Annotated in this window: 26 protein-coding genes; 14 read left to right on the plus strand and 12 right to left on the minus strand. The window is 72.7% G+C overall.

What is annotated here, in order from left to right:
- The first annotated feature begins 50 nt into the window (after positions 1 to 50).
- Both ABD691_RS03140 and ABD691_RS03145 read left to right on the plus strand, forming a co-directional pair.
- Positions 51 to 1223 (plus strand): NAD(P)H-dependent flavin oxidoreductase, encoded by a 1173-nt coding sequence (locus ABD691_RS03140; protein ID WP_344677814.1) that lies wholly within the window; start codon positions 51 to 53, stop codon positions 1221 to 1223.
- Between the two features lie 34 nt (positions 1224 to 1257).
- Positions 1258 to 1887, plus strand: a complete 630-nt coding sequence (locus tag ABD691_RS03145) for an MOSC domain-containing protein (protein ID WP_344677815.1) — start codon at positions 1258 to 1260, stop codon at positions 1885 to 1887.
- A 4-nt stretch (positions 1888 to 1891) separates the two neighbouring features.
- Here the strand turns inward: ABD691_RS03145 and ABD691_RS03150 are convergent, their stop codons facing one another.
- From ABD691_RS03150 to ABD691_RS03165, 4 genes are all read right to left on the minus strand, one after another.
- Entirely contained in the window at positions 1892 to 2878 is a 987-nt protein-coding gene (locus ABD691_RS03150) for a methyltransferase (protein ID WP_344677816.1), read from the minus strand.
- A 59-nt stretch (positions 2879 to 2937) separates the two neighbouring features.
- Positions 2938 to 3450: a hypothetical protein gene (locus tag ABD691_RS03155; RefSeq protein WP_344677817.1), complete on the minus strand. Its 513-nt coding sequence runs from the start codon at positions 3448 to 3450 to the stop codon at positions 2938 to 2940.
- Positions 3451 to 3461: 11 nt separating this feature from the next.
- Positions 3462 to 3968 carry a SigE family RNA polymerase sigma factor gene (locus ABD691_RS03160; RefSeq protein ID WP_344677818.1) on the minus strand — a complete coding sequence of 169 codons (507 nt, stop codon included), beginning with the start codon at positions 3966 to 3968 and terminating at the stop codon, positions 3462 to 3464.
- Between the two features lie 73 nt (positions 3969 to 4041).
- Positions 4042 to 4485 (minus strand): VOC family protein, encoded by a 444-nt coding sequence (locus ABD691_RS03165; protein ID WP_344677819.1) that lies wholly within the window; start codon positions 4483 to 4485, stop codon positions 4042 to 4044.
- 64 nt (positions 4486 to 4549) lie between these two features.
- Between ABD691_RS03165 and ABD691_RS03170 the strand changes: the two genes are divergently transcribed.
- The 8 genes from ABD691_RS03170 to ABD691_RS03205 all read left to right on the plus strand — a co-directional run bounded on the left by ABD691_RS03170 (position 4550) and on the right by ABD691_RS03205 (position 10966).
- Positions 4550 to 4840 (plus strand): ArsR/SmtB family transcription factor, encoded by a 291-nt coding sequence (locus ABD691_RS03170; protein WP_344677820.1) that lies wholly within the window; start codon positions 4550 to 4552, stop codon positions 4838 to 4840.
- A 169-nt stretch (positions 4841 to 5009) separates the two neighbouring features.
- The gene (locus ABD691_RS03175; RefSeq protein ID WP_344677821.1) at positions 5010 to 6509 is read left to right on the plus strand and encodes a CoA-acylating methylmalonate-semialdehyde dehydrogenase; all 1500 of its coding nucleotides are present in this window, start codon (positions 5010 to 5012) and stop codon (positions 6507 to 6509) included.
- Positions 6510 to 6613: 104 nt separating this feature from the next.
- Positions 6614 to 7780 (plus strand): isobutyryl-CoA dehydrogenase, encoded by a 1167-nt coding sequence (locus tag ABD691_RS03180; RefSeq protein WP_344677822.1) that lies wholly within the window; start codon positions 6614 to 6616, stop codon positions 7778 to 7780.
- A 46-nt stretch (positions 7781 to 7826) separates the two neighbouring features.
- A complete protein-coding gene (locus ABD691_RS03185) occupies positions 7827 to 8873 on the plus strand; it encodes an enoyl-CoA hydratase/isomerase family protein (RefSeq protein WP_344677823.1) in 1047 nt (348 codons plus the stop codon).
- Between the two features lie 88 nt (positions 8874 to 8961).
- Positions 8962 to 9849 (plus strand): 3-hydroxyisobutyrate dehydrogenase, encoded by an 888-nt coding sequence (gene mmsB / locus ABD691_RS03190; protein WP_344678014.1) that lies wholly within the window; start codon positions 8962 to 8964, stop codon positions 9847 to 9849.
- A gap of 67 nt (positions 9850 to 9916) precedes the next feature.
- Positions 9917 to 10135, plus strand: coding sequence for a hypothetical protein (locus ABD691_RS03195; RefSeq protein WP_344678015.1), 219 nt, complete (start codon positions 9917 to 9919; stop codon positions 10133 to 10135).
- Positions 10136 to 10139: 4 nt separating this feature from the next.
- The gene (locus ABD691_RS03200; RefSeq protein WP_344677824.1) at positions 10140 to 10550 is read left to right on the plus strand and encodes a guanyl-specific ribonuclease; all 411 of its coding nucleotides are present in this window, start codon (positions 10140 to 10142) and stop codon (positions 10548 to 10550) included.
- A 53-nt stretch (positions 10551 to 10603) separates the two neighbouring features.
- Entirely contained in the window at positions 10604 to 10966 is a 363-nt protein-coding gene (locus tag ABD691_RS03205; protein ID WP_344677825.1) for a barstar family protein, read from the plus strand.
- A gap of 50 nt (positions 10967 to 11016) precedes the next feature.
- Here ABD691_RS03205 and ABD691_RS03210 read toward each other — a convergent pair whose 3' ends face one another.
- The gene (locus ABD691_RS03210) at positions 11017 to 12489 is read right to left on the minus strand and encodes an MFS transporter (protein ID WP_344677826.1); all 1473 of its coding nucleotides are present in this window, start codon (positions 12487 to 12489) and stop codon (positions 11017 to 11019) included.
- 166 nt (positions 12490 to 12655) lie between these two features.
- On the opposite strand from ABD691_RS03210, the gene ABD691_RS03215 reads away from it, so the two are divergent.
- Positions 12656 to 13024 carry a YciI family protein gene (locus ABD691_RS03215; protein WP_344677827.1) on the plus strand — a complete coding sequence of 123 codons (369 nt, stop codon included), beginning with the start codon at positions 12656 to 12658 and terminating at the stop codon, positions 13022 to 13024.
- Positions 13021 to 14247 carry an RNA polymerase sigma factor gene (locus ABD691_RS03220; RefSeq protein ID WP_344677828.1) on the plus strand — a complete coding sequence of 409 codons (1227 nt, stop codon included), beginning with the start codon at positions 13021 to 13023 and terminating at the stop codon, positions 14245 to 14247. The genes ABD691_RS03215 and ABD691_RS03220 overlap by 4 nt, the downstream gene beginning before the upstream one ends.
- Positions 14248 to 14253: 6 nt before the next feature.
- Here the strand turns inward: ABD691_RS03220 and ABD691_RS03225 are convergent, their stop codons facing one another.
- Entirely contained in the window at positions 14254 to 15027 is a 774-nt protein-coding gene (locus ABD691_RS03225; protein WP_344677829.1) for an enoyl-CoA hydratase-related protein, read from the minus strand.
- A gap of 94 nt (positions 15028 to 15121) precedes the next feature.
- Between ABD691_RS03225 and ABD691_RS03230 the strand changes: the two genes are divergently transcribed.
- Complete coding sequence (locus tag ABD691_RS03230) at positions 15122 to 15445, plus strand: DMT family transporter (RefSeq protein ID WP_344677831.1); 324 nt, start codon at positions 15122 to 15124, stop codon at positions 15443 to 15445.
- 14 nt (positions 15446 to 15459) lie between these two features.
- Complete coding sequence (locus ABD691_RS03235; RefSeq protein WP_344677832.1) at positions 15460 to 16005, plus strand: TetR/AcrR family transcriptional regulator; 546 nt, start codon at positions 15460 to 15462, stop codon at positions 16003 to 16005.
- A 33-nt stretch (positions 16006 to 16038) separates the two neighbouring features.
- Here the strand turns inward: ABD691_RS03235 and ABD691_RS03240 are convergent, their stop codons facing one another.
- The 6 genes from ABD691_RS03240 to ABD691_RS03265 form a co-directional block, all read right to left on the minus strand.
- A complete protein-coding gene (locus ABD691_RS03240; RefSeq protein WP_344677833.1) occupies positions 16039 to 18432 on the minus strand; it encodes an ADP-ribosylglycohydrolase family protein in 2394 nt (797 codons plus the stop codon).
- Positions 18433 to 23784, minus strand: coding sequence for a type VII secretion system-associated protein (locus ABD691_RS03245; RefSeq protein ID WP_344677834.1), 5352 nt, complete (start codon positions 23782 to 23784; stop codon positions 18433 to 18435).
- 172 nt (positions 23785 to 23956) lie between these two features.
- The gene (locus ABD691_RS03250) at positions 23957 to 24181 is read right to left on the minus strand and encodes a hypothetical protein (protein WP_344677835.1); all 225 of its coding nucleotides are present in this window, start codon (positions 24179 to 24181) and stop codon (positions 23957 to 23959) included.
- 224 nt (positions 24182 to 24405) lie between these two features.
- Positions 24406 to 24816: a type II toxin-antitoxin system VapC family toxin gene (locus tag ABD691_RS03255; protein ID WP_344677836.1), complete on the minus strand. Its 411-nt coding sequence runs from the start codon at positions 24814 to 24816 to the stop codon at positions 24406 to 24408.
- Complete coding sequence (locus ABD691_RS03260) at positions 24813 to 25046, minus strand: hypothetical protein (RefSeq protein ID WP_344677837.1); 234 nt, start codon at positions 25044 to 25046, stop codon at positions 24813 to 24815. Before ABD691_RS03260 ends, ABD691_RS03255 begins: the two co-directional genes overlap by 4 nt.
- A gap of 43 nt (positions 25047 to 25089) precedes the next feature.
- Positions 25090 to 25854: a sirohydrochlorin chelatase gene (locus tag ABD691_RS03265; RefSeq protein WP_344677838.1), complete on the minus strand. Its 765-nt coding sequence runs from the start codon at positions 25852 to 25854 to the stop codon at positions 25090 to 25092.
- Positions 25855 to 25859 lie beyond the last annotated feature (5 nt).

Genomic DNA, 25859 nt, shown 5'->3' on the forward strand with positions numbered 1-25859 from the left:
CCACCCAAGACGCACCAGCGGCCCTGTGGCGGGGTGTCGGATAGATCGCGATGGTGCGAGTGGGCGGGAACCCAGGCGTCGGGTTCCCGCCCACTTCTTGTTGTGACCGGCGGCGTTCACAGGTCCTGAACGAGCGCTGCGCCCGGCTGCCGAGCGGAGTTAGGGTCCGGAACATGATCACGAATCGACCGGTACCGGTGATCGCCGCGCCGATGGCGGGCGGTGTCTCCACGCCCGCGCTGGCCGCGGCCGTGAGCTCGGCGGGCGGACTGGGGTTCCTCGCCGCGGGCTACCTCTCCGAACAAGCCCTGCGAACGCAGATCGAGCAGACCCGGGAGCTCACCGACGAGCCCTTCGGCGTCAACCTGTTCGTGCCGGGTGCCCGCCGCGACGCCGATCTCGGCCCGTACCAGGAGGCCGTCGAGGCGGAGGCGGCGCGCTACGGCGTGCGGGCGGGGACTCCGCACTGGGACGACGACGACTACCAGGCGAAGGTCGAGCTGGTGATCGCCGAGCGGGTTCCGGTGGTGTCGTTCACCTTCGGCGCACCGAGCAAATCCACAGTGGACAGGCTGCACGAGGTCGGCGCCGAGGTGGCCGTGACCGTGACGACCCCGCAGGAGGCCCGGATCGCGGCCGAGGCCGGTGCGGACGTGCTTTGCGTGCAGGGCTCCGAGGCGGGCGGGCACCGCGCGACCTTCGAGGACGACGAGCGGTTCTCCGGCGGCGGCCCGCTCTACGGGCTGCTCGCGGCGCTCCGGGTGATCTCCGCCGAGGTGGACCTCCCGCTGGTCGCGGCCGGTGGGCTGGTGCGCGGCGCGGACGTCGCCGCGGTGCTGTCGGCGGGTGCGGTCGCCGCGCAGCTGGGCACCGCGTTCCTGGTCTGCGAGGAGGCGGGCACCCAGCCCACCCAGCGCGAGGCGATCGCGGCCGGTGCCCGTGAGACCGAGCTGACCAGGGCTTTCAGTGGGCGTCCGGCCCGGGGGCTGGTGAACCGGTTCCTCACCGAGCACCGCGCCGACGCGCCTGCCGCGTACCCGCAGCTGCACCACCTGACCAAGCCGGTGCGCGGGGCCGCGGGCAAGGCGGGCGACCCGGAGGCGATGTCACTGTGGGCGGGTCAGACCTACGCGCAGGCCCGGCCGATGCGGGCCGCCGGGCTGGTGCGGGTGCTGGTCGACGAGGCCCGGGAGGCGCTGGACTCGGTCCGCCGGGTGCTGTGACCGGGCGGAGCGGGCGCCGATTAGGTTGGGGCGCGTGGGTTACGTCGAATCGGTGAACGTCGCGGTGGTGTGGACCGGTGCCTGGACGGGGCGGGCCGGCCGGACGGGGATCGACAAGCGCCCGGTCACCGGACCGGTCGAGTTCACCGGGACCGGCGTGACCGGTGACTCCGTGTGCGACACCAAGCACCACGGCGCGTGGTACCAGGCGGCCTACTCCTTCGACGTCGAGGAGCTGCGGTACTGGTCCGCCGAGCTGGGCCGGGAGCTCGTCCCGGGCAACGCCGGGGAGAACCTGAGCCTGACAGGCCAGGACACCAGCGCCGCGGTGATCGGGGAGCGCTGGCGGATCGGCTCGGCGGTGCTGCGCGTGACCGGGCCCCGCCAGCCGTGCCGGGTCTTCCAGGGCTTCTGGGACGTCGAGCAGTTCATCAAGCTCTTCACCGAGCACGGCCGTCCCGGCGCGTACCTCGCGGTCGAGGAAGCGGGCCGGATCACCGCGGGCGACGGCGTCGAGGTGATCTCCCGGCCCGAGCACGGGGTGACGGTGGGCGACGTGTTCGCCCTGACCATGCAACGACGTGGCGAGCTGTCCGAGCACGTCGCACCCGTTCTCCCGGACCTGCCGGAGAAGTGGCGGGCCAAGGTCGCCAAGGCGCTGTGATCCCTCAGCGCCGCGCGCATTCGACGATGCAGTAGCCGTTGTCGAGCCGGTTGACCTCGGCGACGGTCAGGCCGGCGGTCACCGCGACGCGGTCCAGCGCGTCGAGGTCGCGCAGCCGCCCGCCGACGTAGATCATCATCCGCAGGTCCAGCTCGGTGAACAGCTTCATCACCCCGGGACCGGCGACCACTTCGATCACGACGACCCGCCCCGCGGCCTCCGCGCAGCGGCGCAGGATTCGCACCGCGTCGTCGTCATCCCAGTCACCGAGGACGTCGCAGAGCACCACGGCGTCGGCTTCGACCGGCAACGGCTCGAAGAAGTCCGCCGCCACCACCTCGGTCCGGTCCGCCAAGCCGTTCGCGCGGAAGTGCTCGGCGGCGTTGCGGACCGGGCCCTTCCGGTCGAGGAGGATCCCCCGCAACCCCGGATGGGTGCGCAGGATCTCGGCCAGCAGCACGCCCTTGCCGCCACCGACGTCGGCGACCCGCGCGAACCGGCTCCAGTCGTGGCCGGACGCGACGGCGGGCGCGAGACTTCGCGTCTTGGCCTCCATCAGCGCGTCGAAGGAGTCCGAGAGCCGGTCGCTGTGCGCGAGGTCTTCCCAGAACGTCCGGCCGAACGCCGTGGGGTAGGCGGTGTGGTGGCCGCGCACCTGCTCGATGAGTTCGACGAAGGCGAGGTCCGCGCGACCGACCGCCCCGTCGAGGTCGAGCCAGGCGCGGGCGCCGTCGTCGCCCTCCAGCGCCCGCGACGCCCGGTTCGGCCCGAACACGCCGGGCTCGGGTTCGCTGAACAGGCCGCGGTGCACCAGGAACCGCAGCACCCGGCCGAGCGGGTCGGGATCCGCGCCGCAGCGGCGGGCGAGTTCGGCCAGCGGCAGCGGACCGCCGCTGACCTCGTCGGCGATCCGCAGCGTGGCCACCGTCCGCACGGCGAAGGGCGTGGTCAGATCCGCCATCGCCCAGACGTCCAGCGGATCGCGGGGCATGTTCCGAGCGTAGCCAGCAGCGGGCGGTTCCGCGTGGCGACCGTCCACTGCGGACCGGGTCAGCCCGCGGGCGGGCCGGGTTCCGCGGGCCGGCTTGTGGCCGGGGGTTCGCCCGGGAAGCTCGGTTGGCTCGAGATCGGAGGTTCGCCCGGGGCGCTCGGTTCCGCGGGGTGGCTTGAGATCGGAGGTTCCCCGGGGACGCTCGGTTCCGCGGGGTGGCTCGACGTCGGGGGCTCCACCGGGAAGCTCGGCTCCGGGGGTCGGCTCGACGTGGGAGCGGGCGGGAACTCGGGCACCGGCTGGGAGGTCTCCGGCGGCGCCGGACGCGGCTCCTCCACGACCGGCGCTCCCGGACCGGCGGGCTGGATCTCCGGCGCCACGCCGGCGAACGCCGCGGCCCCGAACACGACCCCGCCGACCACCGCGGTCAGCCCGCCCACCGACAGCGCCCAGCGGGTGCGAACCTGCCTGCGGCCCCGCCGGATCACCTCCTCGCGCCGGATGTCGAGTTCCGGTTCGCCGGTGACCGCTCGGTTCAGCATGGTTCGGATCTCCTCGTCGTCCCAGTTCATCGGACTCCCTTTCACCGGAATCCCCCGGTCGCGGGCTGGGCGGTGCCGAGCAGGCGGCGCAGCGCGGCGAGGCCCCGCGCGGTCTGGCTCTTGACCGTCCCGGTGGTGCAGCCGAGCAGTTCCGCGGTCGCCTCCACCGACTGGTCCTCCCAGTAGCGCAGGACCACCGCGGCCCGCTGGCCCTGCGGCAGCTCTGCGAGCGCGTTGCGCAGGTCGACCGCGTCCTCCACGCCGGGCGGCGCGGTGCCGCGGTCGGGGACGTCCCGCAGCGCGGTCTCCCGCTTGCGGAACGCCCGCCGGGACTCGTCGATCGCGCTGCGCACCAGGACCTTGCGGGCGTAGGCGTCGACGGAGCCGTCCCGGCTGATCCGGGGCCACGCCACGTAGATCTTGGTGAGCGCGGTCTGCACCAGGTCCTCGGCCCGGTGCCAGTCCCCGCACAGCAGGAACGCCGTGCGGCGCATCGGCGCCACCCTGGCGTCGAAGAACTCGGCGAACTCCTCGTCTCGCTGGTGCAAGCTCGGCCACCTCCCGTCGCCCGGTAGTACGGGTCCGGGCAGGCGGGAGGTTGTCAACGAATCCGAATCCGGTTCAGTCCCGCTTGGGCAGGTTCTCGATGCCTTCGGTGACCGCCCGCGGGGCGCCCGGGCCTCCCCTGCTGACGTCCCACGTCCAGAACTCGACGACGTTGCCGTCCGGGTCGGTGACGTAGGCCGAGCGCGCCTGGCCGCCGAACTCGACCTCGTCCACCTTGACCCCGTGCGAGCGCACCTCGGCGATCACCGAGTCGTAGTCGTCCTCGTCCACCGACAGCGCGTAGTGCACGTGGACTCCGGGCCGTCCGCCGGAGATCCCGATGGCGGGCTTCCACAGCCCGATGCGGGTTCCGCCCGCGAGCACCCACACGGCGTCGGTGGGCGTGCCGTTCCACCGCTCGATCACCGGGAAGCCGAGCACCTCCGTGTAGAAGCGCTCCGCGGCTTCGAGGTCGCGGGATTCGAGCACCAGTTCGTTGACGCCGGTCGTGGAAACCATCGAGTACCTCCTATATAGGCAAATGCCGATTATCTCTATAGGAGATTAGCGATATGCTGATCGCGTGGGCAAGGACGAGGTGACGCGCTCGGCGGCGCTGCTCCGCGCGATGGGGCACCCGATCCGGCTCGGCATCCTCGACCGCCTCCGCGCGGAGGGCGAGATCTGCGCCTGCGACTTCACCGAGCACTTCGGCGTCAGCCAGCCGACGATCTCCGGCCACCTGCGCACGCTGCGCGAGAGCGGCCTGGTCCGGACCCGCCGCAACGGCACCCAGATCTGCTACTCGCTCGACCCCGGCGCGCTGTGCGACGTCCAGCGCATGGTCGGGCAGCTCTGCGGCTCCGCGAGCTGACGCCCCGTACGGGGCATCTGAATCGACGCTGAACTCTTCCTCAGCCGACAGGGCGCATCATGTGATTGAGAGCACATGTGCCGCGCTCTCGGCAGCGCGGAAACATTGGAGTACAAAAGGTAGGTCTTCCGAGTAAATCGGGTGGAAGCGGCGAAGGGTGCGTTGCGTTATGACCAACGAGCTTGGGCACTTCATCGGCGGGAAGCGCGTGGCCGGCACGTCGGGTTCCTTCGGTGACGTGTTCGATCCGAACTCCGGGCAGGTGCAGGCCAGGGTCGCGCTGGCCGCGCAGGAGGAGGTCGCGGCGGCCGTCGCCAACGCCGCCGAGGCGCAGCCCGCGTGGGCGGCGCTGAACCCGCAGAAGCGGGCCCGGGTGCTGATGCGGTTCCTGCAGCTGGTCAACGACGAGATGGACTCGCTGGCCCGGCTGCTGTCCTCCGAGCACGGCAAGACGATCCCCGACGCCAAGGGCGACATCCAGCGCGGGCTGGAGGTCGTCGAGTTCGCCACCGGCATCCCGCACCTGCTCAAGGGCGAGTACAGCGAGAGCGTCGGCACCGGCATCGACGTCTACTCGATGCGCCAGCCGCTGGGCGTGGTCGCGGGCATCACGCCGTTCAACTTCCCCGCGATGATCCCGCTGTGGAAGGCGGCCCCGGCCATCGCCTGCGGCAACGCCTTCGTGCTCAAGCCCTCCGAGCGCGACCCGTCGGTGCCGCTGCGGCTGGCCGAGCTGTTCATCGAGGCGGGCCTGCCGCCGGGGATCTTCAACGTGGTCAACGGCGACAAGACCGCGGTGGACGCGGTGCTGACCGACCCGCGGATCGAGGCCGTCGGCTTCGTCGGCTCCTCGCCGATCGCCGAGTACATCTACTCCACCGCCGCCGCGCACGGCAAGCGCGCCCAGTGCTTCGGCGGCGCGAAGAACCACATGATCGTGATGCCCGACGCCGACCTGGACCAGGCCGTCGACGCGCTGGTCGGCGCCGGTTACGGCTCGGCAGGCGAGCGCTGCATGGCGATCTCGGTGGCGGTCCCGGTCGGGGAGGCCACCGCCGACGCGCTGGTGGACAAGCTGGTCGAGCGGGTCAACAAGCTCAAGATCGGCACCAGCTTCGACGCCGACGCCGACTTCGGGCCGCTGGTCACCAAGCAGGCGTTGGAGCGGGTGCGCGACCTCGTCGACGCGGGCGTCGAGGAGGGCGCGGAGCTGCTGGTCGACGGCCGCGGGTTCAGCCTGGAGGGCCACGAGAACGGCTTCTTCATGGGCGCCTCGCTGTTCGACCGGGTCAAGCCGGACATGCGGATCTACCGCGAGGAGATCTTCGGTCCGGTGCTGTCGGTGGTGCGCGCCGCGGACTACGAGGAGGCGCTGCGGCTGCCGAACGAGAACGAGTTCGGCAACGGCGTGGCGATCTTCACCCGCGACGGCGATGCCGCCCGTGAGTTCACCGCGCGGGTCAACACCGGCATGGTCGGCGTGAACGTGCCGATCCCGGTGCCGATCGCCTACCACACCTTCGGCGGCTGGAAGCGGTCCGGATTCGGCGACCTGAACCAGCACGGCCCGGACTCGATCCGCTTCTACACCAAGACGAAGACCGTCACCTCGCGCTGGCCGTCGGGGCTCAAGGAAGGTGCCAGCTTCACCATTCCGACGATGAACTGACGTCGGGAAGCGGCGGGCAGCCACAACCGGGCCGCCCGCCCACCAACATCGATTCGCGGGGCGGCCCGACCGGCCGCCCCGCTCATCCGGGGAGGGCAGTGGGCGTGTCCATCACGGCATCCGCGCCGGTGTCACCGTTCGAGCTGACCGAGGACCAGCGCGCGATCCAGGAGACCGTGCGGGAGTTCGCCGCCGAGCAGCTGGCGCCGAACGCGATCGAATGGGACCAGCAGAAGCACTTCCCGGTCGACGTCCTGCGCGCCGCGGGCGGGCTCGGGCTCGGCGGCGTCTACGTCGACGACGCGGTCGGCGGCAGCGGGCTGTCCCGGTTCGACTCGGTGCTGATCTTCGAGGCGCTGGCCACCGGGGATCCGTCCATCGCCGCCTACGTCTCCATCCACAACATGGTCGCCGGGATGATCGACCGCTTCGGCGACGACGAGCAGCGCCGCCGCTGGCTGCCGGGCATGTGCTCGATGGAACGCCTCGGCAGCTACTGCCTGACCGAACCGGGAGCGGGCTCGGACGCCGCCGCGCTGCAGACCCGCGCGGTCCGCGACGGCGACCACTACGTGCTCGACGGGGTCAAGCAGTTCATCTCCGGCAGCGGCGACTCCGACGTCTACGTCGTGATGGCCCGCACCGGTGAGCAGGGCCCGCGGGGCATCTCGACCTTCGTCGTCGAGGGCGGCACCGACGGGCTCTCGTTCGGGCCCAACGAGAAGAAGATGGGCTGGAACGCGCAGCCGACCCGGCAGGTGATCTTCGAGGGCGTGCGGGTTCCGGTCGCCAACCGGCTCGGCGCCGAGGGCATCGGCTTCAAGATCGCGATGGCCGGGCTGGACGGCGGCAGGCTCAGCATCGCCGCGTGCTCGCTGGGCGGGGCGCAGGCCGCGCTCGACAAGAGCCTCGGCTACGTGCGGGAGCGCAGCGCGTTCGGTTCCAAGCTCAGCGAGTTCCAGGTGCTGCAGTTCAAGCTCGCCGACATGGCCACCGAGCTGGAGGCCGCGCGCACGCTGCTGTGGCGGGCGGCGTGGGCGCTCGACGTCGGGGATCCGGCGGCGACCAGGCTGTGCGCGATGGCCAAGCGGCTGGCCACCGACGCCGGTTTCTCCGTCGCCAACGAGGCGCTTCAGATCCACGGGGGATACGGATACCTTGCGGAGTACGGGCTGGAGAAGATCGTCCGCGACCTGCGGGTGCATCAGATCCTGGAAGGTACCAACGAAATCATGCGGTTGATCATCTCCCGCGGACTGCTGGCGGCCTGAGCGCCGACCGGACGGGGGTGGCCCCGCGAGAACTGGAGTCGGCAACATGACAGCAACGCCGGAGATCCTGATCGGCGAGCAGGGCGCGCTCGGGCGGATCACCCTCAACCGCCCCAAGGCGCTCAACGCGCTGACGCTGGGCATGGTGCGCGAGATGGCGGCGGCGCTGGAGCGGTGGCGCTCGGCCGACCACATCGCGGTCGTGCTCGTCGACGGCGCGGGGGAGCGGGGGCTGTGCGCCGGCGGGGACATCCGCGCCCTCTACGACGCGGCCAAGGCCGGCGACGAGGAGTTCCCCGCGACGTTCTGGAGCGAGGAGTACCGGCTCAACGCCGCGCTGTCGCACTACCCGAAGCCGGTCGTCGGCCTGATGGACGGCATCACCATGGGCGGCGGCGTCGGGGTCAGCGCGCACGGCTCGCACCGGGTGGTCACCGAGCGGTCCAAGGTCGGCATGCCCGAGACCGGGATCGGGTTCGTGCCCGACGTCGGCGGCACCTACCTGCTGTCGCGGGCGCCGGGCGAGCTGGGCACGCACATGGCGCTGACCGGCGCGCCGGTCAGCGGCGCGGACGCCATCGAGGCCGGATTCGCCGACCACCACATCGACAGCTCCCGGATCGGCGAGCTGGTCGAGGGGCTGGCCACCGGCGCGGTGGACGAGACCATCGGCAGGCTCGCCGAGCAGCCCCCGGCCTCGGCGCTCGCGGCCAACCGGGAGTGGATCGACGCGGCCTACTCCGCGGACACCGTCGAGGAGGTGCTGCAGCGGCTGCGCGAGCGGCCCGAGGAGGCCGCGCACGAGGCGGCGGAGCTGATCGGGACCAAGTCGCCCACCTCGCTGAAGGTGACCCTGCGCGCGCTGCGCGGCGGCTACGACTCGCTGGAGCAGGCGCTGGACCAGGAGTTCCGGGTGGCGATGGGCTGCATCCTCATCGGTGACCTGGTCGAGGGCGTGCGGGCGACGCTGGTGGACAAGGACCGCGACCCGAAGTGGTCGCCGGCGCGGCTCGACGAGGTCGACAGCGCCTGGGTGGAGAAGTTCTTCGAGTCGCCAGGCGTGGGAGAGCTCGGCCTGGCCGGGCGCGCCTGAGCGTCGTGCGCGGTGCCGCCCGCGACCGGCGGCACCGCCGCGGAACCTGCTGGGCATGACTGGGAACCTGCTGGAAGGGGACATGACAATGGCTGTCATCGGTTTCATCGGGCTCGGCCACATGGGCGGGCCGATGTCGGCGAACCTGGTCAAGGCCGGGCACACCGTGCGGGGCTACGACCTGGTGCCCGCCGCGCTGGAGGCCGCCGCGGCCAACGGCGTCACCACCGCTGCTTCGGTCGCCGAGACGGTCACCGGGGCCGACGCGGTGATCACGATGCTTCCCGGCGGCAAGCACCTGCTGGACTGCTACGACGACGTGCTGGCCTCGGCGTCCCCGGACACGCTGCTGATCGACTCGTCCACGGTGGACGTCGCCGATGCCCGCGAGGCGCACCGGCGGGCCGAGGCGGCCGGTTTCGGATCGCTCGACGCGCCGGTCTCCGGCGGCACCGCGGGCGCCGAGGCGGGCACCCTGACCTTCATGGTCGGCGGCAGCGAGGAGGCGTTCCACCGGGCCGAGCCGGTGCTGGAACCGATGGCCCGCAAGGTGATCCACTGCGGCGGTCCGGGCAACGGCCAGGTCACCAAGATGTGCAACAACCTGATCCTGGGCGCGTCGATGATCGCGGTCAGCGAGGCGTTCGTGCTGGGCGAGCGGCTCGGGGTCGCCAACCAGGCGCTCTACGACGTGGTGTCGATCTCCACCGGGCAGTGCTGGTCGCTGACCACCAACTGCCCCGTCCCCGACCTGGTGGAGACCAGCCGCGCCAACCACGACTACGAGCCCGGCTTCGCCGCCGCGCTGATGCTCAAGGACCTCAAGCTGGCGGCCTCGGCCGCCGAGCAGAGCGGCACCGACGCCGCGATCGGCCGCCTGGCCACCGAGCTGTACCAGCGGTTCAACGACGAGGGCGGCGGGGGCTACGACTTCGGCGCGATCATCAAGTCGATCCGGGACCGATCCGGCGACTGAGGTCGCGCGGACCGGGTGAGGGGGCGGCGCGACGCCCTCTCACCCGGGCGTACGCTTGCGCTCCGTGATGGAGTGGTTGGTCGAGTGGTGGGACGCCGCCGAGCTCTGGCTCGTGCAGTTGCCGTACCCGCTGCAGGTGACGCTCGTGCTCGCGGTCCTGGTTCCGCTGGCCTGGGGGCTGGGCTGGCTGATCGACCGCGGCGTCGACACCCTCGGTGCCAAGCTCACCCGGGTCCGCGACGCGGAGCCGCCGGTGGGGCGGCGCGACGGCGTGGCCGGGAGCTGATCCGGTGACCCCGCGCAAACGCATCTCGGTCGCGCTGGTCGGCCTGATCGCACTGGTCGTCATCGGCTGGCTCGTCCGCGACTACGCCGGAACCGGCGAGAGCTCCCCGCCCGGCGCCACCGAGTCCGGGCTGCAGGTGCAGCGGATGTCGGCGCTGCCGCCCGAGGTCGCCACCACCTGGAAGTCGATCACCGAGGGCGGGCCCTTCCGGTATCCCGGAAAGGATGGCACCGTGTTCGGGAACCGGGAGGATCTGCTGCCCCAGCGGCCTTCCGGTTACTACCGCGAGTACACCGTGCCGACCCCGGGTTCGCCGGACCGGGGAGCCCGTCGGCTGGTCACCGGCGAAAGCTCCGAGATCTACTACACCGGCGACCACTACGAATCCTTCGTGGTCGTCGACCCCGACGAGTGAGTGCGATGTTTGCGACGAAGCGGGCCAGCGCAGTGCTGGGAAAGGAGCCGGCGGTGAGCGGGCTGGAGGAACCTGGCGTCAGCGCCGAGCAGGCCGCCGAGGACGCGCGGGGCAGGGGTGCCGCGGTGCACGTGCTCGACGGCTCGGAACTGGCCAGCAAGCGCACCGCGCTGGACGGCATCGCCGCGGTGCTGGACTTCCCGGAGTGGTCGGGGCGCAACCTGGACGCGCTCTACGACTGCCTGACCGACCTGTCCTGGCTGCCCGAGGGCGAGCACGTGCTGATCTGGTCCGGCTACCAGGCGCTGGCCGACTACGACCCGAAGGCCTACCGCAAGATCAGCGCGGTGCTGGAGGAGGCGGCGCAGACCTCCTTCTGCGGGCGGACCTTCACCGCCGTGCTCACTCGCAGCTGATCATCGCTCAGTAGTAATACCGGCTCGCGCGAGTGATCGCTCACCGCCCGCTATTGCCGGGGCAGGCGCGTGACCAGCAGTAGCGCCAGCGACGCGAACACCAGGGCACCGATGACGCCGACGGTGTGGAGCCCGCTGGTGAAGGCGCCGTGCGCGGCGGCGACGAGGTCGGCTGCCTCTCCGGGCGGCAGGGCCGCTGCCGCCGCGGTGGCGCCCGCCACGGTTTCCCGGGCAGGGCCGGGCAGGTCCGCCATGTGGTGGCGGTAGATCGCGCCGGCGATCGTGCCCAGGACCGCGATGCCGAGGGTTCCGCCGAGGTGGTTCGCGGTCTCCGACATGGACGCGGCCGAACCGGCGCGTTCGGGCGGGACCGATCCGACGACGATCCCGGTGCCCAGCGCGAACAGCGGTCCGGTTCCCAGCGCCAGCACGGCGACTGCCGTCACGACCGTTCCGACGCCGTCGGTCAGCGCGAGCAGCGCCGAGCCGGCGGCCGAGAGCACGAGACCGCCCGAGATGGCCGTCCGGGGACTGATCCACTTGGTGATGGTCGGCGTGAGCAGGGTTCCGGCGGCGACTGCCAGGCCCATCGGCGCGAACCACCACGCCGACAGCGTCGGCGAGTAGCCGAGGACGGTTTGCAGGTACTGGGTGACCAGCATCCCGGCTCCGGCCATCACGACCCCGGCGAAGGTCAGCGTGGCCAGCACCGCGCCGAAGGACCGCTCGGCCAGCAGCCGCAGATCCAGCAGTGGATCGGTGCTGCGCAGCTGCCGACGTGCGAACAGCGCTCCGCAGACCAGGCCCACTGCGAGGGCGGCGACCACGGTCGGTGCGAACCCGGTGCCGACGGCGAGTTCCTTGAGGCCGTAGACGATCGGCAGCACCGCCAGCAGCGAGAGCGCGACGGCGGGCAGGTCGAGGCGGCCCGCGCCGGGATCGCGGTGCTCCGGCAGCAGCACCGGGCCCAGCAGCAGGAGCAGCACCATGACCGGGACGGCCAGCAGGAAGACCGACCCCCACCAGAACCGCTCCAGCAGCAGACCGCCCAGGACCGGGCCGAGCGCGGCCCCGGCGAACTGGCAGGTCGCCCAGACCGCGATGGCGGTTCCGCGCTGCGCCCGGTCGGCGAACATGCTGGTGATCAGCGCCAGCGTCGAGGGCATCAGGGTCGCTCCCGCCACGCCGAGCGCGATGCGGGCGGCGATGAGCAGGCCCGGAGTCGTCGCGAACGCCGCCGCCAGCGAGGCGAGGCCGAAGGCCGCGCCGCCGACGAGCAGCAGCCTGCGGCGGCCGATCCGGTCGCCCAGAGTTCCCATCGTGATCAGGAACCCGGCCACCATGAAGCCGTAGGCGTCGATGATCCACAGCTGCTCGGCGCTGCTGGTGCCCAGCGCGGCCGTCAGCGCGGGCAGGGCCAGGAACAGCGCGTTGATGTCGATCGCGACCAGCAGCGTGGGCAGCACCAGCACCACCAGCCCGCACCACTCGCGCCGTCCGGCTCGTTCCGCCACTTCCGTCATGTCCCACTCCTCGTCCGGTGTTCTCGATCGCGGGTCGGAGCGGGCAGGCCGAACCCGACATCGGAGTGCGGAGAAATTTCGGCGGTGCTGAGGTAGGAAGAGCCGGACCGGCTACGACTTCCGGGTGAGTGGCGCCGGAGGGGCGCCGGACGAACAGGAGCGAACCGTGAAGTACCTGCTGATCATGCAGTTGAACCAGGAGATCTGGGACGCGCTCACCGAGGAGGAGCGCAACGAGGTGATGAACGGCCACGGCGACTTCATGAAGACCATCCAGGAGTCGGGCGAGATGATCAGCACCCACGCGCTGGCCGATCCGTCCAACAGCGCCGTCGTGCACACCAAGGGCGGGGTGCCCGCGGTGACCGACGGGCCGTTCCTGGAGGCCAAGGAGTACATGGGCGGCTTCTACCTGGTCGACGTGGAGAGCCGGGAGCGGGCGCTCGAACTCGCCCGGCTCATCCCGGACACCCGCGTCGAGGGGCTGGGCGTGGAGGTCCGGCCGGTGATGTTCTCGGCCGGTTCGGACGTGTGACCGGTCACGAGCTCGGGGACCTGCTGCGCGGGCTCGCGCCGCAGGTCCTCGGCGTGCTCGTGCGCAGGCACGGGCAGTTCGACGCCTGCGAGGACGCCGTGCAGGAGGCGCTGCTGGCCGCCGCCGTGCAGTGGCCGGAGGAAGGCGTTCCCGCCGAACCGGTGGGCTGGCTGGTCCGGGTCGCCGGGCGCAGGCTCACCGACCTGTGGCGCAGCGAGAGCGCGCGGCGCCGCCGCGAGCAGTCCGCCGCGCTCGGGCACGACGGCCTGGTGCCGGGAGCGGACGAGGAGCAGGCGCCGGACAGCGACGACACGCTGGCGCTGCTGTTCCTCTGCTGCCACCCGGAACTGTCACCGGCGTCGCAGGTGGCGCTGACGCTGCGGGCGGTCGGGGGCCTGACCACGGCGCAGATCGCGCACGCGTTCATGGTCCCCGAGGCCACGATGACCCAGCGCATCACCCGCGCCAAGCAGCGGATCCGGGACGCCGGGGCGACGTTCCGGATGCCCGCGGAGCCGGAGCGCACCGACCGGCTCCGGGTGGTGCTGCACGTGCTCTACCTGATCTTCAACGAGGGCTACACCGCCACCGCCGGTCCCGAGCTGCAGAGCCACGCCCTGACCGGCGAGGCGATCCGGCTGGCCCGCGAGCTGCACCGGTTGCTGCCCGCGGACGGGGAGGTGTCCGGCCTGCTCGCGCTGATGCTGATCACCGACTCCCGGCGGGCCGCCCGGGTCACCCCGGACGGGGTGATGATCCCGCTGGCCGAGCAGGACCGGGACCGCTGGGACCGGGCCCTGATCGCCGAGGGGACCGAGCTGATCGGCCGCACCCTGGCCGGTTCCCGGCTCGGGCCGTACCAGGTGCAGGCCGCGATCGCGGCGGTGCACGCGGAGGCTCCGTCCACTGCGGACACCGACTGGCGCCAGGTGCTGATCCTCTACCGGATCCTCGACCGCATCGCGCCGAACCCGGTGGTCACGCTGAACCGGGCGATCGCCACCGCCATGGTGCACGGGCCTGCCGAGGGGATCGCGCTGCTGTCCACTTTGGATGGAGACAGGAGGGTGCGGCACCGCATCGATGCGGTGCGCGCGCACCTGCTGGAACTGGCGGGCGACCGCGCCGCCGCGCTGGACTGCTACCGGCGGGCGGCGCGGGCCACGCTCAGCATCCCCGAGCGCCGCTACCTCGAATCCCAGGCGGCCAAGCTCGCCCGGTGAAGGGGCTCAGTCCTGCGGAACCCAGGAGGGCTTGCGCTTCTCGCCGAAGGCGCGGATGCCCTCCTGGCCCTCCTCGCCCGCGAAGTGCTCGGCCGACAGCGCGAGCATCTCGGCGAAGTCGTCGCTCATCTTCGCCGCGCGCGGGCGGCGGAGCATGTCCTTGGTCGCGGCCAGCGCGTTCGGGCCGCCGAGGGCGAGCATGTCGGTGTAGCGGGTGGTCTCGGCGTCGAGGTCCGCGGCGGCGACGGCGGAGTTGAGCAGGCCGATCTCCACCGCGCGGCGGGCGTCGAAGGTCTCGCCGGTGAGGAACAGCTCGTGCGCCTGGCGGGCGTGCAGCCGGGGGAGCACGGTCACCGAGATCACCGCGGGGACCACGCCGATGCGGACCTCGGAGAAGGCGAAGGTCGCGGTGTCGGCGGCGACGGCGATGTCGGTGGCGGCCACCAGGCCGACGCCGCCCGCGCGGGCGGGCCCGGCGAGCTTGCTCACGACCGGCTTCGGGCTGGTCCAGATCAGCTCCAGCAGCGCGGGGAGGTCCTGCACGCCCTGGTCGCCCGCGCCCGCCGAGCGCGACTCCTTGAGGTCCATCCCGGCGCAGAACACCGGTCCGGTGTGGTCCAGGACGATCACCCGCACGCCGTCCTCGCCGATCGAGCGCTCCAGGTGGTCCCGGAGCTCGCGGCGCAGCTGCGCCGACAGCGCGTTGCGGTTGTGCGGTGAGTCCAGCGTGATCGTCGCGATGCCGTTCGTCACGCTGCGGTGCACGAGTTCTTCGGCCATGCCGCGAACGTTAGCCGCTCTCACCGGTTCGTGGCGACAGGGCGAGGTTCCGTGGCATAGTTGAACGCAAGTTCAACAACATGAGGAGACCTCCATGGGCTACCTGCTGCTGCTCGGTGCGATCGCTTCCGAGGTGATCGGCACCCTCGCGACCCGGTACTCGGCCGGGTTCACCCGCGTCGTCCCGTCGGTGGTCGCGGTGCTGGGCGTGGTCGGCGCCTACTTCCTGCTGTCGCAGGTGCTCAAGCAGGGCATGGGCATCGGCGTGGCCTACGGGATCTGGGCCGCGGCGGGCGTGACCGCGATCGCGGTGATCGGGGCGGTGTTCCTGGGCGACAGCCTCACGTGGGTGCAGGCGTTCGGGATCGTGCTGGTGATCGGCGGCGTACTCTCGCTGGAGTTGGGCGCGCAGCACTAGACCGAAGGGCAGCATTGACCGAGGACGGCAGGAAGGCACGAGGACGGCGCAGGCGCGCGGAGCTCATCGCGGCGACGCTGGCGGTCGTGGAACGCGACGGGGTCGCCGGGCTGACCCACCGAGCGGTGGCCAGGGAAGTGGGATGTCCGGCCAGTTCCGCGGTCTACTACTTCGCGACCCTGGACGACCTGCTGGTCGCCGCGCTCAGCGCCGCCATCGACGAGTACATCGGCCAGCTCCGGGAGCTCGTCGCCGACGGCCGGTCCGAGGTCGACGCGATCGCCCAGCTCATCGCCGACGTCGGCGGTCCGGGGCGCGGTCGCGCGATGGCCGAGCGGGAGCTGACCCTGCTCGCCGCCCGCAGGCCCGCGCTCCGGCCGATCGCGCAGCGGTGGCGGGACCAGGTCGTCGAGGTGGCTTCGCAGCACACCGACGACCCGGCGACCGTCCTCGCGTTCGTCGACGTGTCGGAGGGGATCTGCGCGCGCATGCTGCTCGACATCGAGCCGCTCGGGTACGACGAGATCCGCACCGAGCTGCTGCGCGTGCTGGGGCGTTAGGGGCCGGTTCCGCTCTCTCGCGCCCCTTCTCGGTCAGGTGGCCGGGTAGCGCTCCAGCCACTCCGCGCCGCGAGGCGGGCGGGGGCCGAACTCCAGCGCCGCGTCCCGGGCCAGCTGCTCGATGACCTCGGCCAGTTCCAGGTCCGTGATCCAGTGCTCCGGGATCGCCTCCGCGCCGACGCTCGCGCCGACCAGGCTGCCGCAGACCGCGCCGGTGGTGGCGCTGTTGCCGGAGTGGTTCACCGCCGCGGGCAGCGCCACGTCGAAGTCCCCGCCCGCCGACAGCGCGGCGAACAGGCCGATCGCCAGGGCTTCCGGCGCGCTCCAGCCGCCACCGATGGTCGCCTCCACGGTCTCGGCGGACGCGCCGCTCTCGGCGAGCCGGACCGCGGTCGCGAGCGCGCGGCTGACCTCGGCGTGGCCCCGCTGCCGGGCCAGGTGCGCCATCGCCTCCTCCACCGCGTCCGGCAGCTCCGCCCCGTCGAGCAGCCTCGACACCAGGAACGCAAGCGTCCCCGCGCTGAGGTAGGCCACCGGATCGCCGTGGGTGAGCGCGGCGGTGTTCATGCCGACCCGGAACACCTCGGCCGGGTCGTCGCTCCACAGCGCCGCGGGCACCGCGCGCATGACCGCGGTGCTGCCCTTGGAGTCGCTGACCGGGCGCTCGGGCGTCCCCATCTCCTGCTGCCCCTTGGCGAACGCGATGAGCGTGCGCATCATCGTCCGCCCCGGGTTGCGGGTCTGGAACAGCGCCCGCTGCCGCACCAGCCAGCCGTCGGGCTCCGGGGTGTGCCGCAGGAACTCGCCCGCCGCGCGCGCCCAGCTGAGGTGCTGGGTGTGCAGCCAGCGCTGGTAGGCGTGCTGGATGTGCCGGGACGGGTCGGTGACGCCGTGCTCCCTGGCCACCCCGGCGCGGATCATGCCTTCCAGCGAGAACAGCATCAGCTGGGTGTCGCTGCCCAGCCGTCCCGCCGGATGGCCGGCGGGCACGTAGGACCGGAGGCCGGACTCGCCGTGGCGGTCCCGGATCTCGGCCCAGCTGTCGCCCGCGATCGGCCCGCCGAGGGCTTCGCCGACCGCGCAGCCGAGCACCGCGCCGAGGAACCGGTCGCGGGACGCGGCCAGGCGCGGGGTGGCGGCGAGCCCGTCGCGCTGCGGCTCGGTGGCGGCGCCGACCGGGTACCGGGCGGTCCACGCCTCGGACTCGTCCGGGTAGGGGCCGAACTCGGTGGTGGCGTCGGTGGCGATCCGCTCGGCCAGCTTCAGCGTCGGCAGGTCCGCCAGCAGGCCCGGTGGGATCGCGGTCGGGCCGTGCAGGGCGCCGAGCAGCTGTCCGCACAGCACGGCCGAAGTCGCCGCGTCGCCGCTGTGGTCGGCGGCGACGCGGACCGCGGTGGCGAAGTCGTCCTCGCACGCGGTGGCCACCCGGATCGCGATGCCCAGCACCTCGGTGCCGCTGCGCCCCGCGCCCATCGAATCACTGCGCCCCGCGCCCATGGAGTCACTGCGCCCCGCGCCCATGGAGTCGAGGTGCCGCCGCGCGGGAACCGTTCCGGCGGGGCTGTCGAGCCCGAGCCGGTGCGCGCGCCGCAGGTGCTCCGACGGCCACCGCGCGAGCCCTGCTCCCAAGGCGTCCCGGAGCGAAGAACCGCGCAGCAGCAACGAAATCGCGGTCCCGAGGACGCCGGCCGGGCGGTGTCCGTCCGGATGCCCGTGGGTCAGCGCGGCCAGGTCGACGGCCAGCGGGAACACGTCGGCTCCGGCCCGCCACAACGCCGCCAGTGCGCCGAGCGGCACCGCGGTGGCGGAGTCGAACCCGTTGATCGGCTGCTGGCGGGTGCCCGCCGGTTTGCCCGCGGCGATCTGGGCGAGCGCGGCCAGCATCGTCGGCTCGTCGCTGCGGCGGGACCGCAGCTCCGGTGCGCCGACCAGCAGGCCGTCCGGCGACTCCTGCTCGGAACCGCAGTCGCGCCAAGGAATTCCCCGGCTGTGCAGCCACCGCCGGAGGCCCTCGGAAGCGCCGTCGAGCGGATCACCGTCGCCGGACAGCCGCAGCCGCGTGTGCGCGCCGACCAGACCTTCCAGGGCGAACAGCAGCGCCGCCGAGCGCTGGCCGACCTCGCCCTGCGCGACGAGCTCCCCGGCCGCGGCGCCGAGCAGCATCCCGAGGAACCGGCTCGGCGCCTCCGGCGCGTCGGCCAGCCCGGTCGCGGGGGCGGGCGCCTGCCCGGCGCCGAGCCGGTGCTGGAGCGCCGCGCCCCACGGCGGCCGGGTGGCGGGGGACTCCCGCCAGGTCCGCCACCGGTCGAGCAGCGCCCGCTCGACCGGGTCGAGCCGCGGTCCGGACACCGCGCCGCGCCGGACCTCCCGCCAGGTCGCCAGCAGGGTCCGTTCCGCTTCGCTGAGTCCGTCCCGTGCTCGGTCCATCTACGACGACAGGTAGCGCTGCGCCCACTCGGGCGGTCGCTGGTCGGTGTAGATCTCCGACGAGATCCGGCCTGCGTCGGTGATCAGGGTTTCCAGGACCTCCGCGAGTTCGAGGTCCCTGGTCCACTCCTCCGGGATCGCCTGCGCCCCGCGCGCGGTGCCGAGCAGGCTGCCGCAGATGGCCGCGGTCGCCGCGCTGTTGCCGCTGTGGGTGGCGGCGAGCGCGACCGCGTCGGCGAACGAGTTCGGGTGCGACAGGGCCGCGGCCACCGCGATCGCCAGCGCCTCGGGCGCGTCCCAGCCTGCGCCGAGTTCTTCCAGCGCGGTCGGCGGCACCGGGCCGGAACCCGCCAGCTCCAGCGCGGACCGCAGCGCGGTCGCGGTGGTCTCGGCGCCCTCCCGCCGGTCCAGCTCGGCGAGCACCGCGCGGACCGAGTCGGCCAGGGTCTGGCCACCAGCCAGCGCGGCGATCAGCCCGGCCAGCGCCCCGGCGGGCAGGTAGCCGTCGGGAGCGCCGTGGGTGATGACCGCGATCTCGGCGCCGACCGAGACGGCGTCCTCCGGAGCGCTGACCTGGAAGCCGAGGACCGCGCCGCGCACCGTCGCGGCGGCGGTGGTCGCGGAGTTCGGCGGGTTGCCCGCGGTGGGGAGGTGGTTGGCGTTGCCCAGCCGGGCCAGCGCGGTGACGGTGGTTTCGTCCGGGAACCGCTGCGCGCGCAGGGCCTCGGACCGCGTCAGCTCACCGGGCTCGAACACCGGCTGGATGTGCGCGCCCTGCGCGAACATCCAGTGCTGCAACGTGCCGCGCACCTTGCCGGGCAGCGATCCGCCGATCCCGCGCAGGATGCTGCGGATGGCCGAGCGGATCAGGCCGTCGAGCACGAACACCGACTGCTGGCCCAGCGCGCTCGCGGCGCCGAGGCGGCCGAAGTGCTCGCGGAACTCCCGGACGCCGTCCGGGTTCTCCCGCAGGATGTGGTTCAGGCTGGTGAACGTCCACGGCGCGCCGAGCGCGTCGCCGACCGCACCGCCGAGCGCGCAACCGGCCAGGCGCTCCTGCCGGGTCAGCTCGACCGGGGTTTCGCCTGCGAGCTCGTCCTCCCCGGCTTCGGCTTCCTCCTCGGCGGCCTCCCCGACGAGCTGCGCGGCGCGCTCCTCGCCGAACGCCTCCACCAGCAGCTTGTGCAGGCCCAGCGACAGGTCCGACGGCGCGTCCTCGTCGCTGTCGCGGAACTTCCGCCAGGCGGCGAGCAGGCGCAGCTCCTCGTCGGAGAGGTTGTCGTCGGAGTCGTCCTCGGCGGCCGGAGCCTCCGGCTCCCCGGCTTCCTGGGCCGCCGGTTCCTCCGCGCCGCCGACGGGGTAGCGCTCCAGCCACCCGGGCTCCGACGGCGGGTTCTCGCCGAACTCGCGCGCGGCGTCGGTGGCCAGCTGGGCGATGACGTCGCGGAGTTCGAGCTTGTTCCGCCACTTGCCGGGGATGACCTCCGCGGTGTGCACGGCGCCCATGATGTTGCCGCAGATCGCACCACTGGAGTCGCTGTCACCGGAGTGGTTGGTCGCCTGCAGCACCGCCTCGACGAACGAGTTCGGGTGCGACAGCGCCGCGCACACCGCGATCGCCAGCGTCTCCTGCCCGACGTGGCCCTCGCCGAGCCGCTCGTGCATCCGCTCCGGAGTCGGGGTGCCCTCGGCGGCCAGCTCGATCGCGCGCCGCAGCGCGTCCGCGGTCTCCTCATGACCGTCCCAAGTGGACAGTTCGGTGAGCGCGCGGTCCACAGCCTCCGGGATCGACCGGCCGGCCAGCAGCTGACCGACGATGACCGCCAGCGCGCCCGCGGGCAGGAAACCGCTGGGGTGGCCGTGGGTCAGCGCCGCGGTCAGCGCACCGACCCGGAACACCTCGGTCGCGTCGTCGGACCACAGCGCGGCCGGGGCGGCGCGCATGACGCCACCGCAGCCCTTGGAGTCGTTGAGCCGGTTGCCGAAGGTGCCCAGCGCGTTGCCGCTGGCGTAGCCGTGGAGGGCCTGTATCGAGGTGGCCCCCGGCGCGCGGCGGACGAACAGGCCCTTCTGCTCGATCAGCCAGCCGTCCGGCGGCGAGCCCGCGATCGGGCCGCCCGCGTCGCGCCAGTCGAAGCCCTGGGTGTGCAGCCAGCGCTGGTAGGCGTGCTGGACCTGGGTCGCGGGCTCGGTCTCGCCGTAGAGCCTGCGGCGGATGCCGGCGCGGATGAGCCCTTCCAGGGTGAACAGGGTCATCTGGGTGTCGTCGCTGATCGAACCGCCGGGGCGGTGCGCGTCGACGAAGTCGGTGAGCCCGGAGCGGCCGTACTTGGCGCGGATGGAGTCGATCGACTCGTCCTCGACCGGGTAGCCCAGCGCGTCACCGACCGCGCCGCCGAGCAGGAAGCCCAGCACCCGGGCGTCCCGCTCGGCGGGAGCTTCGGCGGGTTTCGCGGCTGGGGGCGTTGCGGCCGTGGGCGTTGCAGCGGGTTTCGCGGCGGCGGGTTTCGGTTGCTGCGCGGGCGCTTGCGGCGATTCGGGACGCGCGGGGGCGGGCTGCTCCGCCGGGGCCGGGGCTTTCGCCGCTGCTCCGGCCTCGGCCGGGGTCGCGGGGCCGGCCGGAGCCGCTGGGCTTGCCGGGGTGACGGGGCTGGCCGGGGTGGCTGTGCTCGTCGGAATTGCCGGGCTGGCAGAGGTTGCCGGGGTTGCCGGGCTGGTCGGGGTTGCCGGACCGGGCCTCGCCGGAGTGGCAGCTCCGGGGTTCGGGGCAGCGGAGTTCGCCGGGGCGGCAGCCCCAGGCGCCGCTGCTTCGGACTTCGCCGCGTTGGCGGTCTCGGGAGTCTTGGCAGCTTCAGGAGCCTTGGCGGTCTCAGGAGCCTTGGCGGTCTCGGGAGCCTTGGCTGCCTCAGGAGTCTTGGCTGCCTCGGGAACTGCTGCTGCGGGCTTCGCTGCGGCTTCCGGCGTGGCTGCGCCCGACTTCCTCGGGGCGGTCGCGGGCTCGGACTTCGCCGCGTTGGAGGTTTCGGGGGTCGCTGCGCCGGATTTCGCCTCGACAGCTGCGGCACCGACCGCTGCTGCGCCAGCACCCGCCGCCGCGGCGGCAGCACCGACCGCAACGGGCTCGGGCTGCGCCACGGGCGTCGGCTGAGCAGCGGGCGCCGACTGCGCCACGGGCTCCGGCTGAGCCGTGGGCGCTGGCTGAGCAGCGGGCTCGGGCTGCGGCGCCGGGCCGCCCGCCTTCCCCGACTCCGCCTGCCGCACCGGAACGCCTGTGCGCTGGGTGACCTCCGGCGACGGCTCCTCTGGGTTCGAGTGGGGGGCGTCCGGGTCGGGGGAGTTCGGGTCGAGCCGCTTCTGCGCGCTTTCCCGTTGCACCGTGCGGGTTTCCGTCGGCACCTTGATCGCCGGTTCGGAGTCGTCCTCCGGCTCGACGTTCCCCGGCTCGACGACCTCCGGCTCCGGCTCGGGCTCCGGTTCCTCGGGTTCGTCGCCCGCCGCGGGCAGGGTGGAGGTGAACACCAGGCTGGAGATGTCCTTCTCCGCCGGGTACCGCTGCGTCCACGCCGAACCGGTCGGCGGCTGCGCGCTGAACTCCAGCAACGCGTCCTTGGCCAGGGCCTCCACGAGCTGGCTGTGCTGGAGGTCCCGCAGCCAGACACCGGGCAGCGCGGTCGCGCCGTACCTCGCGCCGACGATGTTGCCGCAGATCGCGCCGGTCGAGTCGCTGTCGCCGGAGTGGTTCACCGCGACCATCACCGCGGCGGCGATGCTGTCGGTGCTCAGCGCCGCGCACAGCGCGATGGCCAGCGCCTCGTGCGCGGCCCAGCCACCGCCGAGCTGGTCCTTGAGCTCCTCGGGGCTTGGCCTGCCCTGCGCGGCGAGGTCGACCGCGGCCTGCAGCGCGGCGTCCACCTCGCGGTGCCCCCGGTAGTCGCCGAGCAGCACCCGGGACTGGGCCAGCGCTTCCTCCAGCGGTTCCCCGCGCAGCAGCCGGTGCACGATCACGGCGAGGACACCGGCGGGCAGGTACCCGGTGGGCTTGGAGTAGGTCAGCGCCGCGGTCGCGGCGGCCAGCTCGAAGACCGCCTGCGGGTCGTCCGACCAGAGCGCCACCGGGGCCGCGCGGACGACACCGCCGCAGTCGTCGGAGTCGTTGATCGCGCGCTCGAACGTGCCGGGCGCGCCGACCGACGCGAACTCCCGCAGCGCGGTGATGCAGCTGCTGTTGGGGGAGCGCACGGCGAACAGCTCGCGCTGCCCGATCAGCCACCCGTCGGGCTCGGGGTGGCTGTCGACGAACGGTCCCGCCGCGCGCGGCCAGGCGTAGCCCTGGGTGTGCAGCCACCGCTGGTAGGCGAGCTGGATCGCCGACAGCGGGCTCTCGGCTTCGGTGGTCCGGGTCGCGATGTGGCCCCGGATCAGCCCTTCCAGCGTGAACATCGCCATCTGGGTGTCGTCGGTGAACTCGCCGGGGCGCTCGCCCGCGCGGTCGTAGTCGCTGACGCCCTGCGCGCCGTAGCGGCTGCGGATCTGGTCGACCGGGTAGAACTCCACCGCCGCGCCCAGCGCGTCGCCGATCGCGCCCGCCAGCATCGAGCCGATGAACCGGCGGCCGAAGTCGGTCTCGGCCGGGTCGGGCTGCGGTGCCTTCGCCGCCGGTTCCGCGGCCGGGGGCGCCGCCGGTTCCGCGGGCGCCTGCGCGGCGGGCGGCACCGCGGGTGCCTTGGGCGGGACCGCCGCCGCGGCGTTGACCAGGTCCTCGGCGGGGATGCGGGCCTTGACCGGGCTGGTCGGGTTGATCTGCAGGTCCATCCCGGTGACCTTGAGCTCGGCGAGCTGGCGGCCGGTCATCCGCTGCCAGCTAGTCCAGTTCGACGGCAGGAACCCGTCGGAGGTGAACAGCTGGAGCTGCCGCCTGCCGGACTCGTGCTCCATCGTGAACAGGCCGCTGCCCTGCGGCTGGGCGAACAGGATCAGCTCGGCGTCCAGCAGCGCGGCCAGCAGGGTCTGGCCGGGGGCGTAGCCGGTGGTGGTGAGCTGGAGGGCGCGCTCGGCGTCGTTGGTCGGCGCGGGCAGCCGCAGCGCCACCGGGGAGGGGCGGTAGTTCGGGTTGGGGGAGAAGTCGTCGGTGAGCTCACCGCGCTCGTCGACCCGGTAGCCGCCGATGAACCCCCACGGCGGGACCTCCGCGTTCGGATCGGTGAAGATCGGGTCGACCACGTACAGCCAGGTGTTGGGCTGCTTGGTGGCCTGCTCCCGCATGGCCGGTGTGATGACCGGCCGGTTCGGCTGCTGCGTGTTCATCTCCCGCTTGTGCCCCCGACTTCTCGTCCAGCCCTTGATCCCAGCCATCGACGCGATCACCTATCGCCCGACAGTGCAGTGTTTGAGTGCGACGCACACGGTCGGCTATGGGTTCCGACCTCTCGTCGCTAAGGGATCACTCTCTCATGGCCACATGGTGTGAAGTTTAGTGTTCGCCGAAAATACGCTGAGTCAGCAAGGGGTTTCCCACGGCGAGCGCTCAGCCGACCAGCGCCGCGCGCAGCAGGCACGGCATGCACGGCATCCCGACCGGGCCGTCCAGCTGCTCGGCCTGCCCGGGGGTGATGTCGAACCCGCAGTAGGCGCGCAGCGACTCGGGCACCGCGCCGTCGGGGGGCAGCGGGAACAGGTGGCAGGACAGCTCCTGCTCGGTGCGCGCGAGCTCCGGGCGGACCCGTGCGATCAGGTGCGTGTGCGCGTTCATGATGCCGCCAGCAGGTTCGGGTCCGGCAGCGACCGGAAGTGTCGGAGGTTGTTCCGCGCCGCCGCCGGTGGTCGTGCGACCAGTCGGACCGCACGTGACGCATCATCCACGGAAGGTTGCGCGGCGGGGCGCCGAATGCCGAAATTGCGCAACAACGGCGCAGTTCCGGCCGCTGGATGCAGGACGCCGTTCATCCCAACGGCGGCTGTCGCGACGCTCGGTGTTCAGGGCAGCAGCGCGAAGGCCGGGACGTGGCGCGGACGCACGACCGAGAAGTGGCGGCGATCCAGAGTCGCGACAGCGGCCACGCCCAGCCGTTCGGCGATGCTCACCACGGATGCGTCGGTCGTGCCGAGCGGGAGGTCCGAGTACTTCGAGACCAGCTCGCGCACCCGGTCAAGATCCTCGCCGGAGAGTTCCGCCAGCTCGAACATGCCGCTGCGCACTTGGTCCAGGAACATCACTTCGGCGGTGACGCCGACACGGCTTTCGAGCAGCCAGCAGGTTTCCGCAATGACGGTGGAAGGCACCAGAAGTTTTCCCGGGTACCGGGAGAACAGATCCATGCACGCCGAATGGTGGTGATCCCGAAGGTTGCCCAGTGCGACCAGCGGACCCGTGTCAACGATGATCACGAATCGCCGCTGTCGCCGCGGAACCGGCCGTGCAGGTACTCCTCCGAGCGCTCGCCGAGGTCCGGCTCCGCGGAGAACGAACCCGCATATCCGGTCAGATCGCGAACGGGCTCGTCGGCCAGCTCCATCGTCTGCGTGACGAGCAGTACCAGCGCGGACGCGGCGTCGTCCAGCTTGTCGCTCGGCAGCTGCTCGACAAGCTGGTGGAGGTCGTCATGAGTGACGCTCATGGCGCCGATTCTAGTGCTGGCCAGCAGCCCGGCACACCTTCGGTCACAGCGCGGGGGAGAACTCCTGCGGCCGGGAGACGGCGGCCCGGACGTCGTCGTAGCGCTGGAGGATCAGCTCCGCCACCCCGGTGTCGTCGGCCATCGGCGCCGCCAGCGCCGGTGCGCCGGTGTGCTCGCGGGCGAGCCGCTCGATCCGGTCCGGCAGCAGGCCGGGGGCCAGGAACCAGGAGCCGACGGCGAACCGCAGCGCGCCCCGGGCCCGCAACCGCGCGACGGCGGCGGGCACGTCGGGCTCGGCCGCGGCGGCGAACGCCGCCACGACCCCGGCCCAGGACGTGCCGGCCTGCCAGCGGGCCGCGACCTCGGCAGCGAGCCGGTTCGCCGGGTCGTGCAATGAGCCGGCCCCGGCCAGGACGACGCCGAGTTCCGGGTCGTCGGGGCTGACCCCGGCCTGCGCCAGCCGCCGCCACGCGGCGTCGGCCAGCCGCTGGTCGGGGCCGAGGACGTCGCTGACGTGCACCAGGAACCGCGGGTAGCGCTGCTGCACCTCGGCCACGGCGGCGGGCACGTCGACGCGGGCGTGGAACGCGCGGCCGAGCAGCAGCGGGACCACCACCGCTTCGCCGTACCCGTCGCCGTGCACCGCGCTGAGCACGTCGCCCAGGCGCGGTGCCGACAGGTCCAGGAACGCCGTGCGGACGTCGAGTTCCGGGCGCAGCGCGCGGACCACGTCCATCAGGCCGTGGATCGTGGCCGCGGAACGCGGATCGCGGCTGCCGTGCGCGACGGCGACCAGTGGAGCGGTCATCCGGC

The sequence above is a fragment of the Saccharopolyspora taberi genome (assembly GCF_039534165.1).
GTDB lineage: Bacteria > Actinomycetota > Actinomycetes > Mycobacteriales > Pseudonocardiaceae > Saccharopolyspora_D > Saccharopolyspora_D taberi.

Excerpts from the sequence above, each read along its gene's own strand:
- ABD691_RS03140 (WP_344677814.1), top strand. The coding sequence starts at position 51 with ATGGTGCGAGTGGGCGGGAACCCAGGCGTCGGGTTCCCGCCCACTTCT.
- ABD691_RS03150 (WP_344677816.1), bottom strand. The coding sequence starts at position 2,878 with ATGCCCCGCGATCCGCTGGACGTCTGGGCGATGGCGGATCTGACCACG.
- ABD691_RS03155 (WP_344677817.1), bottom strand. The coding sequence starts at position 3,450 with ATGAACTGGGACGACGAGGAGATCCGAACCATGCTGAACCGAGCGGTC.
- ABD691_RS03165 (WP_344677819.1), bottom strand. The coding sequence starts at position 4,485 with ATGGTTTCCACGACCGGCGTCAACGAACTGGTGCTCGAATCCCGCGAC.
- ABD691_RS03175 (WP_344677821.1), top strand. The coding sequence starts at position 5,010 with ATGACCAACGAGCTTGGGCACTTCATCGGCGGGAAGCGCGTGGCCGGC.
- ABD691_RS03185 (WP_344677823.1), top strand. The coding sequence starts at position 7,827 with ATGACAGCAACGCCGGAGATCCTGATCGGCGAGCAGGGCGCGCTCGGG.
- mmsB (WP_344678014.1), top strand. The coding sequence starts at position 8,962 with ATGGCTGTCATCGGTTTCATCGGGCTCGGCCACATGGGCGGGCCGATG.
- ABD691_RS03195 (WP_344678015.1), top strand. The coding sequence starts at position 9,917 with ATGGAGTGGTTGGTCGAGTGGTGGGACGCCGCCGAGCTCTGGCTCGTG.
- ABD691_RS03210 (WP_344677826.1), bottom strand. The coding sequence starts at position 12,489 with ATGACGGAAGTGGCGGAACGAGCCGGACGGCGCGAGTGGTGCGGGCTG.
- ABD691_RS03225 (WP_344677829.1), bottom strand. The coding sequence starts at position 15,027 with ATGGCCGAAGAACTCGTGCACCGCAGCGTGACGAACGGCATCGCGACG.
- ABD691_RS03230 (WP_344677831.1), top strand. The coding sequence starts at position 15,122 with ATGGGCTACCTGCTGCTGCTCGGTGCGATCGCTTCCGAGGTGATCGGC.
- ABD691_RS03240 (WP_344677833.1), bottom strand. The coding sequence starts at position 18,432 with ATGGACCGAGCACGGGACGGACTCAGCGAAGCGGAACGGACCCTGCTG.
- ABD691_RS03245 (WP_344677834.1), bottom strand. The coding sequence starts at position 23,784 with ATGGCTGGGATCAAGGGCTGGACGAGAAGTCGGGGGCACAAGCGGGAG.
- ABD691_RS03250 (WP_344677835.1), bottom strand. The coding sequence starts at position 24,181 with ATGAACGCGCACACGCACCTGATCGCACGGGTCCGCCCGGAGCTCGCG.
- ABD691_RS03260 (WP_344677837.1), bottom strand. The coding sequence starts at position 25,046 with ATGAGCGTCACTCATGACGACCTCCACCAGCTTGTCGAGCAGCTGCCG.
- ABD691_RS03265 (WP_344677838.1), bottom strand. The coding sequence starts at position 25,854 with ATGACCGCTCCACTGGTCGCCGTCGCGCACGGCAGCCGCGATCCGCGT.